This is a genomic window from Pseudomonas tremae (assembly GCF_023278125.1).
Taxonomy (GTDB): Bacteria; Pseudomonadota; Gammaproteobacteria; order Pseudomonadales; family Pseudomonadaceae; genus Aquipseudomonas; species Aquipseudomonas tremae.
The window spans coordinates 695,108-705,000 of record NZ_CP066270.1 but is presented as its reverse complement, the minus strand read 5'-3'; the positions used below and the strand labels follow the sequence as shown (position 1 = coordinate 705,000).

The following is a 9,893-nucleotide window of genomic DNA, read 5'->3' as shown; positions in this document are numbered from 1 at the left end:
AAACATTGCGTACATCGCCATGTGCAGCACCACATAGGCAAAGCACCACAACCCCAGCTGGCGACGCACCACAACCCAGCCCGGCCAGCCGGTAAGACGCTGCAACGGCGTCATCGACATTGTGATCAGCAACATGATGAATGTTGCCAGGCCTAAGTTCTCGACGAGGGCTTTGCCCGGATCAGGCCCCAAGGCGAAAATCCAGGCCTGATAAACCCACCACACGGGCGCAATACAGGCAGCAATAAAGACCGCCAGACGAAAAAACGGATATCGCATCAATAGTCCTTCCGCAAATCCATGCCTGCATACAAGGAAGCAACCTCCTCCGCATAACCGTTGAACATTTGCGTATCGCGCACGTTAGGGCTGAACAGCCCGCTCGGCAGGCGGCGCTCGCGAGCTTGTGTCCAGCGCGGATGATCGACAGTCGGGTTGACGTTGGCGTAGAAGCCATATTCATTGGCCGCAATACTTTGCCAGGTGGTCTTGGGCTGCTCGCTGACCAGACTGATTCGTACGATGGACTTCACACTTTTAAAACCATATTTCCACGGCACCACCAAACGCAGCGGCGCGCCATTCTGGTTAGGCAGCTCACGTCCGTACATACCCACTGCCAGAATCGCCAACGGGTTCATTGCCTCGTCCAGACGCAGCCCTTCTACATAAGGCCAGTCGATCAAAGCAAAGTCTGAGCGCTGACCTGGCATTGACTTGGGGTCCTCCAGCGTTTCGAAGCGAATGTATTTGGCTTTGGACGTTGGCTCCACCTGCTTGAGCAGCTCAGAGATCGGGAACCCCATCCACGGAATAACCATCGACCAGGCCTCTACACAGCGCAGCCGATAGATCCGCTCTTCCAGTTGATAGGGCTTCATGAAGTCTTCAAGCGCATAGCGCCCCGGCTTGCCGACTTCGCCATCGATCACAACGCTCCACGGCTCGGTCTGCAACGAACTGGCATTTTTGGCAGGATCACCTTTATCAGTGCCGAACTCGTAGAAGTTGTTGTAGTGAGTCGCGTCCTTGAACGGCGTGATCGCTTCGTCCTTGACGTTGACTGCCTGCCATTTGGTGGCAGGCAGCTTGTCGGCAAACCACCCCGGAGCCTTGCCCGGCTCCACATCGGCGTAACGGGAGGCGTCAGCTGCACCGGCCCATCGCGGCAATGCCGTGACAGCCAGACCGGCCAGCGAACTGGCAAGCAGCGTGCGCCGGGAAAGGTAGATAGATTCAGGCGTGACGTCCGACTCTTTCGAGTCGGACGCAGAAGGAAGCTTGATTAGCATGATGACTCCGCAGGCCAAAGGAACTGATGCACCAATAGACTACGGAGTATGGTGGAAATCAGATCATTGGCTAGGCCTTACGGCGATGCAATAGATACTGAATCGGTCCGGACAACGCATAAGCGAGGAATATCAGCAGCAGAATGCGCGGTGGATCACTGAACACCACCGCAAACACCAGCACAACGGCCAGAATTGCTACAAAAGGCACGCGCCCTTTCAGGTCCAGCTCCTTGAAGCTGTTGTACTTGATGTTGCTAACCATCAGCATGCCGGCTGCAGCGACCAGCAAGGCCACCAGAAACGACAGCTTGGAGCCTTGAATGCCGAAATCGCTGAATGCCCAGACGGTGCCTGCCACAACACCTGCCGCAGCAGGGCTGGCCAGACCGATGAAGTAACGTTTGTCAGCCTTGCCGACCTGGGTATTGAAGCGCGCCAGTCGCAATGCAGCACCCGCCACATAGATGAAGGCCACCATCCAGCCGACCTTGCCCATGTCACCCAATGCCCAGCCAAACGCCAGCAGCGCCGGGGCGACACCGAAGGCGACCATGTCGGACAGGGAATCGTATTCGGCGCCGAATGCGCTCTGGGTATTGGTCATGCGTGCAACACGACCATCCAGGCCATCGAGCACCATAGCAACGAAGATCGCAATCGCCGCGAATGCGAAATACTTGCTCGCACCGGCGGTATCACCTGCACTCATCGCGCTTTGTGCGCTCATGGAGCTGATGATGGAATAGAAGCCAGCGAACAGATTCGCAGTGGTAAACAGGTTAGGCAGCAGGTAGATACCGCGATGCCGGACTTGCCGGCCTTCGGCGTCATGCCCTTCTTCTACATGCTCATCGATCGGTAGCAGACTTTCAGCGTCAGAGGCCTTGATGGGCTCTTCAGGACGTTCGCTCATGGAGATTACCTTGCAGCGGTATGAAAAGGTTCGACACAGGTCTGCGGCGAGGGTTCGCCAGCAAACAATTGCAGCTTTATACCAGAGCCTGACCCATAACGAAAAAACGCGACCGATTGGCCGCGTTTTTTTGTGAAGCTGAATGCTTAGTTCTTGTCTTTGTCGACGATCTTGTTCGCCGCAATCCAAGGCATCATCGAGCGCAGTTTTTCACCGATGACTTCGATACCGTGCTCAGCGTTGTTACGACGCTTGGCGGTCATCGAAGGGTAGCCGGTTGCACCTTCGGTAATGAACATCTTCGCGTATTCGCCGTCCTGGATGCGCTTCAGAGCGTTGCGCATGGCCTGACGGGATTCGGCGTTGATGACTTCAGGACCGGTCACGTACTCGCCGAACTCGGCGTTGTTGGAGATCGAGTAGTTCATGTTGGCGATACCGCCTTCGTACATAAGGTCAACGATCAGCTTCAGTTCGTGCAGGCATTCGAAGTAAGCCATTTCTGGCGCGTAACCCGCTTCAACCAGCGTTTCGAAACCGGCTTTGACCAGCTCGACAGTACCGCCGCACAGAACAGCCTGCTCGCCGAACAGGTCGGTTTCAGTCTCGTCCTTGAAGGTGGTTTCGATGATACCGGTACGGCCACCGCCAACGCCCGAAGCGTAGGACAAAGCAACGTTCTTGGCGTTGCCGGACGCATCCTGATAAACCGCGATCAGGTCAGGAATACCGCCGCCTTTGACGAATTCGGTACGCACAGTGTGGCCCGGAGCCTTCGGCGCGATCATGATCACGTCGAGGTCAGCGCGAGGCACGACCTGGTTGTAGTGAATCGCGAAGCCGTGGGAGAACGCCAGTGTTGCGCCCTTTTTCAGGTTCGGCTCGACTTCATTCTTGTACAGCTGGGACTGGAACTCGTCAGGGGTCAGGATCATGACCACGTCGGCAGCAGCAACGGCAGAAGCAACGTCAGTCACTTTCAAGCCATGAGCTTCAGCCTTGGCGACAGTGGCCGAACCTTTACGCAGGCCGACAGTGACGTCAACACCGGAGTCTTTCAGGTTGCACGCTTGAGCGTGGCCTTGCGAACCGTAGCCGATGATGGCGACTTTCTTGCCCTGGATGATCGAAAGGTCACAGTCTTTGTCGTAGAAAACTTTCATGGAAATCCCCTGTTATCTTGGCCGTTCAGGCCATTTGCTTAATTGAGTTAGATGCTCAGCACTTTGTCGCCACGGGCGATGCCCGTCACGCCACTGCGTACTGTTTCCAGGATGGCGGCAGTGCCGATGGCCTGAATGAAGCTGTCCAGTTTGTCGCTTGTGCCGCTCATCTGCACGGTATAGACGCTGGCAGTCACGTCGACGATCTGGCCACGGAAAATGTCCGTAGTCCGCTTGATCTCGGCACGCTGCGCGCCAGTGGCCTTCACCTTGACCAGCATCAGCTCGCGCTCGATATGAGCGCTTTCCGACAGGTCGACCAGCTTGACCACTTCAATGAGCTTGTTGAGGTTTTTGGTAATCTGCTCGATCACCTCATCGTGGCCCACGGTGGTCAGCGTCAGACGCGACAGGGTCGGGTCTTCGGTTGGCGCGACCGTCAGGCTTTCGATGTTGTAGTTGCGCTGGGAGAAAAGGCCCACTACACGAGACAGCGCACCCGGTTCGTTTTCCAGCAGCAGGGAAATGATATGGCGCATGATTATGTCCGCTCCGTCTTGCTCAACCACATATCGCGCATGGAGCCGTCCTTGATCTGCATCGGGTAGACGTGCTCGGTCACATCGACCTGAATGTCGAGGAACACCAACCGGTCAGTCATGGCAAACGCTTCTTCCATCTTCGGCTTCAAATCTTTCAAATCGGTGATGCGCATGCCTACATGGCCATACGCTTCGACCAGTTTGACGAAGTCAGGCAGCGATTCCATGTAGGAATGCGAGTGACGCGCGCCGTAGCTCATGTCCTGCCACTGGCGAACCATGCCCAGTACACCGTTGTTGAGCAGGATGATCTTCACCGGCAAACCATATTGCAGACAGGTCGACAGCTCCTGAATGTTCATCTGGATACTGCCTTCGCCGGTCACACAGGCAACATGCTCGTCCGGAAAGCTCAGTTTCACGCCCATCGCAGCCGGGAAGCCGAAGCCCATGGTGCCCAGACCACCGGAGTTGATCCAGCGGTTCGGCTTGTTGAATCGGTAGTACTGCGCAGCAAACATCTGGTGCTGACCTACGTCAGACGTCACGTAGGCATCGCCCTTGGTGACTTCGCACAGTGTTTCGATAACTGCCTGCGGCTTGATGACCGTGCCATCGCCACGGTTGTACGGGAACAGATCGCCCGTCCCGCGCCACTCGTCAATCTGCTTCCACCACGCTTCGACCGATGCCTTGTCAGGTATCTCGCCGATCTCCTTCAGGGTGGCGACCATTTCGGTCAGCACGCTTTCGACCGGACCGACGATAGGCACGTCGGCCTTGATGGTCTTGGAAATCGAAGCAGGATCGATGTCGATGTGGATGATCTTGGCATTGGGGCAGAACTTGCTCGCGCCGTTGATCACCCGGTCATCGAAGCGCGCACCGACAGCCAGAATAACGTCGGTGTGGTGCATCGCGAGGTTGGCCGTATAGCTGCCGTGCATGCCGAGCATGCCGACGAACTGACGATCAGTGCCTGGATAGCAACCCAGCCCCATCAGGGTATTGGTGACCGGCGCATTCAGCAGTTGAGCCAGCTCGGTCAATTGCGCCGAAGCATTGCCCATGATCACGCCGCCACCGGCATAGATGATAGGACGCTTGGCTGCCAGAAGCATCTCGACAGCCTTGCGGATCTGGCCAGAGTGACCACGAACCGCAGGGCTGTAGGAGCGCAGCTTGGCTTTCTTGGGAAAGACGTATTCGAACTTCTCGGCCGGGTTGGTCATGTCTTTGGGGATATCGACAACCACAGGACCAGGACGACCGGACTGCGCCAGATAGAAGGCTTTTTTCAGGATTTCCGGAATTTCCGACGGGTGCTTGATCATAAAGCTGTGCTTCACGATCGGCCGGGAGATACCGATCATGTCGGTCTCCTGGAACGCATCGGTGCCCACCAGCGTGCTGGCAACCTGACCGGACAGAACCACCATCGGAATGGAGTCCATGTAAGCAGTCGCGATGCCAGTAATAGCATTGGTGGCACCAGGACCCGAGGTCACCAGTACCACACCCGCCTTGCCGGTAGCGCGCGCATAGCCGTCGGCCATGTGCGTGGCAGCCTGCTCGTGGCGAACAAGAATATGGCTCACCGCCGGTTCTTTGAACAGGGCATCGTAGACATGCAGGAGAGCACCACCCGGGTACCCATAGATATGCTCAACGCCTTCGTCACGCAAAAAACGGACGATCATTTCAGCGCCAGATAAAAGCTCCACGTTGTTCACCTCTAAAACGCCAGAATACCGCCCACTCCGGGACGGGTCTTAATAGGTTTACTGCCAGCAGAGCATGAGCGACGGTGGTCGCCGACTACGTCAGCACTGACTGAGCAAGTATTGGGATGTCCCTGAGTGTTGCGGAACATTCCCACCCAGCGCGAGGTAACGCGTTGCGGGTGTTACAGGTCGGCGCGGATGTGCGCCTCATGATCTACCGAGAGGGTCTGCTTCTGGCAGTCCTTCTACAGCGAACTTTGGATTGTTGTGATTCCCCCCCCTCAAGTCAAGTCATCCGTGCGCTTTCTTGACAGCAAGCCTGTGAATTCGCACCGTTTCGGACTGAAATGCACTGTTATGGTAGTTTTCTGCCTGCACAGACCACTCAAGGACTCGACATGCATTGGATGATTCTCGCCGCCGCACTGGCAATCGGCACGACCAGCCAGGCCGCTTCAATCTATAAATGGGTCGATGCTCAAGGCGTAACGCACTTCGATGCCCAACCGCCAACCGACCAGCAGGTACAGGAAATAAACGTGCAGACGCCACCGCCCGCAGCAGCGCCAGGCACGCCTTCGGACGACGGTGCAGCGCAGCAACGTGCGATTGACCAGAAAGTCAAAAATCAGGTGAAGGCTCAGGAAGCCCAGCGTGCACAGAGCTGCGAAACCCTGCGCACCAATCTCGCGCAGTTGCAGAACAATCCGCGAGTTCGCGAGCAGGTGGGCGGTGAGTCCAGGCGTCTTACCGAAGATAATCGCAAGACGCGCATAGCGGAAACAGAAAAGGCCATCAGCGAAATGTGCCGCTAGACAGCGTTGCTCAACGAGCGGCGGTGATCAACTGATCGAAACGCGCCAGATGCTGCTGCAACGAGCGGGTCTGGCTCAAACAACCTGCGTAGGTCATTTCAGCCATCTCCAGAATGCCGGAAGCATTGGGCAGCGGCAGGTCGCGTTCGAGGATGACTTTCATCCGCGGCAAAAAGATCCACTGCAACCACTGCGCAAACTCGAGCGTGTCCACACAGAAAGGCTCCTGACTGGACAGCGCTTCTTCGCTGGGCGGCGTGACATCCCACCACCCCAGCGCTCGCAGTTCGCGCTCGATCAACAGCAACTGCTCGGCAACTTCAGGTAAACGCTGGTCCATCAGCGAGCCTTCTGACGCGCCAGCGCAGCACCGGCTGCATCACCCTGCTTCTCGCGAGACTGAGCAATCAGCCCCCACAGGCTGGCCTGAAGGCTGGCACGGCCATTGGCGTAAGTCAGGCCACGACGAGCCAGTTGCTCGGCCTGGGCAGCATCGCCCTGAGCCAGACGTACCTGCGCCAGACGATAAAGCACCTGAGGCTCGCGCGGTGCGACCCGCTGGGCGCGCTCGAGACTGGAAGATGCGCCGTTGAGATCGCCACTGCCCTGCTGTTGCTGAGCGGTGGTGAGCAAGGCCAGCACCGGCCCGTCAAGTTGCTCGTCCTCGGACAGACCGCCGCCACTGGACGGGATGCCAGTCGGCGCGGACGCAGCCGGCATGCTGTAACTGTTGTTCGCCGGAGCAGAGTTGATCGGCGCCTGATTGACCGGAGCGGCATCGGCAGGCGGCGTGTTGACACTGAAAGGTGCCTGACTGGCCGGGGCCGAAAAACTTTCACCAGCACCCGCGCCACCTGCACCACCAGCACCCGGCACCATCACCACGACACCCGAATCCTGTGGCACGGCTTGCGGCTGCTGCTGAACCGGAGCGGTATTGGCCCGGTAAGCGCCATTGCGCGAAGCGGCGACGCGCTCGCTGTTGGACACCTTGGAGCTCGAGTCCACGACCGGAATCGAGCCACGTTCTACACTGGCGCAGCCGTTCAGCAAGGCCAGTGTCGTTAAAGCCGGAATCCACCATTTATTCACTTCAAAACCTCGATTGCCTAGTTCAACCAACCTTTGACCCAGTCCATCACCTCAGTGGCAGGTGCTGGCGCGCCGCCGCATGTTGCGCCCGGCTGGGGTTCACTGCCGCGAATATACGGCATCTGCACTGCATTCGGGCAGCTGGCGTCCGAACCCTGACCAGTCTGTGCATCGACCCATGCCTGAACCACGTTGTCCGGCATTGCCATGTCGAGCGGCAGCGGATTGGCCTTGCGCATGAAGCTGGTCCAGACCTGCAAGGCGCCGGTAGCCCCGGTAAACGGGGTCTTGCCGTTATCGTCACGGCCCATCCACACCACAGCCAGCAGATCCTGGCTGAAACCGGCAAACCAGCTGTCGCGAGAGTCGTTACTGGTGCCGGTCTTGCCCGCCAGATTCAACGAACTCGGCAACACGTTGTAAACAGATTTACCCGTACCTTCGCGCATTACACGCTGCATCGCATTCTGCACCAGGTAAATCGCCCCCGGATCGAAACGCTGCTCGATCTTGAACGGATAACGCTTGAGCGGCTCGCCCTCAGCGGTCAGCACGCTGCGAATGCCGCGCATCGGCGTATTGAACCCGCCACTGGCAATGGTTTGATACATGGTGGCGACTTCCATCGGACTCAAGCCACCCGCCCCCAGCAACATCGACGGATACACAGGCCACTCACGGGTCACGCCCAGTTTGGCCAGCGTTTTGAAAACGTTCGGGATACCCAGATCAAGGCCCAGCTTGGCAGTCGACAAGTTGTAGGAATGCGCCAGCCCCTGATACAGAAAGATGTTGCCGTGAGATTTGTGGTCGTAATTCTGCGGCTTCCAGATCTGACCGTCGGCGCCCTTGACCTGAAACAGCTCGTCAGCAATCCAGCTGGTCAGCGTGTACTGGCTCGGACGCTCCAATGCCGTCAGGTAAATAGCCGGTTTGACCAGCGAACCGATCGGCCGTACGGCGTCGATAGCGCGGTTGAAACCCGAGAACCCGGCCTCGCGACCGCCGATCAGCGCTTGCACCTCACCGGTCTCCGGGTTGGTGACGACCATACCTGCCTGAACCTCATCCACACCCTTGCGCCCGGCGAGCTTCTTGAACGTGTCGTCCATGGCGGCCTGAGATTTCATCTGCAGAATCGGATCGAAGCTGGTAAAGATCCGCAGCCCTTCTTCGGTCAAGTCTTCGTCGCGGTAGTCTTCGCGTAGCTGGCGCTTGACCAGATCCAGAAAAGCCGGGAACGAGCTGTCGGCAAGCGTGCCGGTCTTGGTCACGCCCAGTGGCATTTTCTTGGCTGCGGCGACCACTTCCGGCGTCGCAACACCTTGCTGTTCGAACAGATCGAGCACCAGATTGCGTCGTTCAAGCGCTCGCTCCGGGTTGCGGCGCGGGTTGTAGAACGACGGCCCCTTGACCAGCCCGACCAGCATCGCGACCTGATGGATTTTCAGCTCGGACAGCGGCTGGCTGAAGAAATACTGACTGGCCAGACCAAAGCCGTGAACGGCTCGCTGACCGTCCTGGCCGACAAATACTTCATTGAGATAGGCCTCGAGGATTTCCTGCTTGCTGTAATGAATCTCCAGCAGGATCGCCATCATGGCCTCGGTCAGCTTGCGGGTCAGGCTGCGCTCGTTGGTCAGGTAGAAGTTCTTGACCAACTGCTGGGTCAGCGTACTGCCGCCCTGACGCATCTGCCCCTGAGAACTGTTGACCCAGATAGCCCGGGCGATGGACTTGGGTGACACACCAAAGTGGTGATAGAAGTCCCGGTCCTCGACCGCCACCAGCCCGTCGAGCAGATAAGGCGGTGCCTGATCGAGCTTGATCAGGATCCGGTCTTCGAGATTCTTCGGGTACAGGCCGCCGATCAGCAGCGGCTCAAGCCGCGCCACGGCCAGCTTGGCACCGTTGCCTGAAGAGAGGTCGGCCACGGAGTCACCGGAAAAACGCACGCGTACCTGCTGAGCGACGTCGGTGCCTTCGTAGAACTGGAAGCCTCGGGTATTGAGGTCGACAGTATTGCCGTTGACCGCTGCTGCGCCAGGGCCATTGGCCACGCTTTCGCGGCGATAGCCCAGCGCATCAAGCTCGATGAGAAAGTCGTCGCGACTGAGCTTCTGCCCGACGAACAGCTCCAGCGGGCGTGCATAGACCTTGGCAGGAATGGTCCAGCGCTTGCCGGAAAACTTCTCCTGAACGATAGCATCAAGATAAATGGCCAGCCCGCCCAGCAGGACCAGGCCGACAATACCAAGCTTCAACGCCCAGCCCAGCCACTTGTGCAGGCTGCGGGGAGGTTGCTTTTTAGGGGAACGAGAGGTGCGGGATCGAGTCATGGGCGCGGAT

At 58.1% G+C, this 9,893-nt stretch carries 10 protein-coding genes (1 of these 10 cut by a window edge); 1 reads left to right on the top strand and 9 read right to left on the bottom strand.

What is annotated here, in order from left to right; all coding sequences use genetic code 11:
- From msrQ to I9H09_RS03120, 6 genes are all read right to left on the bottom strand, one after another.
- A protein-coding gene (gene msrQ / locus I9H09_RS03145; protein WP_122347766.1) for a protein-methionine-sulfoxide reductase heme-binding subunit MsrQ crosses the window boundary here: on the bottom strand, nucleotides 1-279 show its 5' end (the start). 354 nt of this gene lie to the left of the window's left edge; only the first 279 of its 633 coding nucleotides appear in the window; the start codon lies at nucleotides 277-279; the stop codon falls past the left edge of the window.
- Nucleotides 279-1,292, bottom strand: a complete 1,014-nt coding sequence (msrP, locus tag I9H09_RS03140; protein ID WP_122311990.1) for a protein-methionine-sulfoxide reductase catalytic subunit MsrP — start codon at nucleotides 1,290-1,292, stop codon at nucleotides 279-281. The genes msrQ and msrP overlap by 1 nt, the downstream gene beginning before the upstream one ends.
- Nucleotides 1,293-1,362: 70 nt before the next feature.
- Nucleotides 1,363-2,208 (bottom strand): CDP-diacylglycerol--serine O-phosphatidyltransferase, encoded by an 846-nt coding sequence (gene pssA, locus I9H09_RS03135; protein WP_005895796.1) that lies wholly within the window; start codon nucleotides 2,206-2,208, stop codon nucleotides 1,363-1,365.
- Between the two features lie 146 nt (nucleotides 2,209-2,354).
- Nucleotides 2,355-3,371: a ketol-acid reductoisomerase gene (ilvC, locus tag I9H09_RS03130; protein WP_005895790.1), complete on the bottom strand. Its 1,017-nt coding sequence runs from the start codon at nucleotides 3,369-3,371 to the stop codon at nucleotides 2,355-2,357.
- 47 nt (nucleotides 3,372-3,418) lie between these two features.
- A complete protein-coding gene (gene ilvN, locus I9H09_RS03125; protein ID WP_005895788.1) occupies nucleotides 3,419-3,910 on the bottom strand; it encodes an acetolactate synthase small subunit in 492 nt (163 codons plus the stop codon).
- Nucleotides 3,911-3,912: 2 nt separating this feature from the next.
- The gene (locus I9H09_RS03120) at nucleotides 3,913-5,637 is read right to left on the bottom strand and encodes an acetolactate synthase 3 large subunit (RefSeq protein WP_053932148.1); all 1,725 of its coding nucleotides are present in this window, start codon (nucleotides 5,635-5,637) and stop codon (nucleotides 3,913-3,915) included.
- Nucleotides 5,638-6,035: 398 nt separating this feature from the next.
- Here I9H09_RS03120 and I9H09_RS03115 point away from each other — a divergent pair, with 398 nt between their 5' ends.
- Entirely contained in the window at nucleotides 6,036-6,452 is a 417-nt protein-coding gene (locus tag I9H09_RS03115) for a DUF4124 domain-containing protein (protein ID WP_005895784.1), read from the top strand.
- 10 nt (nucleotides 6,453-6,462) lie between these two features.
- Here I9H09_RS03115 and I9H09_RS03110 read toward each other — a convergent pair whose 3' ends face one another.
- The 3 genes from I9H09_RS03110 to mrcB are packed head-to-tail and all read right to left on the bottom strand — an operon-like array spanning nucleotide 6,463 to nucleotide 9,883.
- Nucleotides 6,463-6,792 carry a YqcC family protein gene (locus I9H09_RS03110; protein ID WP_005895782.1) on the bottom strand — a complete coding sequence of 110 codons (330 nt, stop codon included), beginning with the start codon at nucleotides 6,790-6,792 and terminating at the stop codon, nucleotides 6,463-6,465.
- Nucleotides 6,792-7,505 carry a tetratricopeptide repeat protein gene (locus tag I9H09_RS03105; protein ID WP_005895781.1) on the bottom strand — a complete coding sequence of 238 codons (714 nt, stop codon included), beginning with the start codon at nucleotides 7,503-7,505 and terminating at the stop codon, nucleotides 6,792-6,794. Before I9H09_RS03105 ends, I9H09_RS03110 begins: the two co-directional genes overlap by 1 nt.
- A gap of 56 nt (nucleotides 7,506-7,561) precedes the next feature.
- Complete coding sequence (mrcB, locus tag I9H09_RS03100; protein ID WP_005895779.1) at nucleotides 7,562-9,883, bottom strand: penicillin-binding protein 1B; 2,322 nt, start codon at nucleotides 9,881-9,883, stop codon at nucleotides 7,562-7,564.
- Nucleotides 9,884-9,893 lie beyond the last annotated feature (10 nt).

Bases quoted from the DNA above. Each gene is read 5' to 3' on its own strand.
- mrcB (WP_005895779.1), bottom strand. From the start codon at position 9,883: ATGACTCGATCCCGCACCTCTCGTTCCCCTAAAAAGCAACCTCCCCGC.
- I9H09_RS03115 (WP_005895784.1), top strand. From the start codon at position 6,036: ATGCATTGGATGATTCTCGCCGCCGCACTGGCAATCGGCACGACCAGC.
- pssA (WP_005895796.1), bottom strand. From the start codon at position 2,208: ATGAGCGAACGTCCTGAAGAGCCCATCAAGGCCTCTGACGCTGAAAGT.
- I9H09_RS03110 (WP_005895782.1), bottom strand. From the start codon at position 6,792: ATGGACCAGCGTTTACCTGAAGTTGCCGAGCAGTTGCTGTTGATCGAG.
- ilvN (WP_005895788.1), bottom strand. From the start codon at position 3,910: ATGCGCCATATCATTTCCCTGCTGCTGGAAAACGAACCGGGTGCGCTG.
- ilvC (WP_005895790.1), bottom strand. From the start codon at position 3,371: ATGAAAGTTTTCTACGACAAAGACTGTGACCTTTCGATCATCCAGGGC.
- msrP (WP_122311990.1), bottom strand. From the start codon at position 1,292: ATGCTAATCAAGCTTCCTTCTGCGTCCGACTCGAAAGAGTCGGACGTC.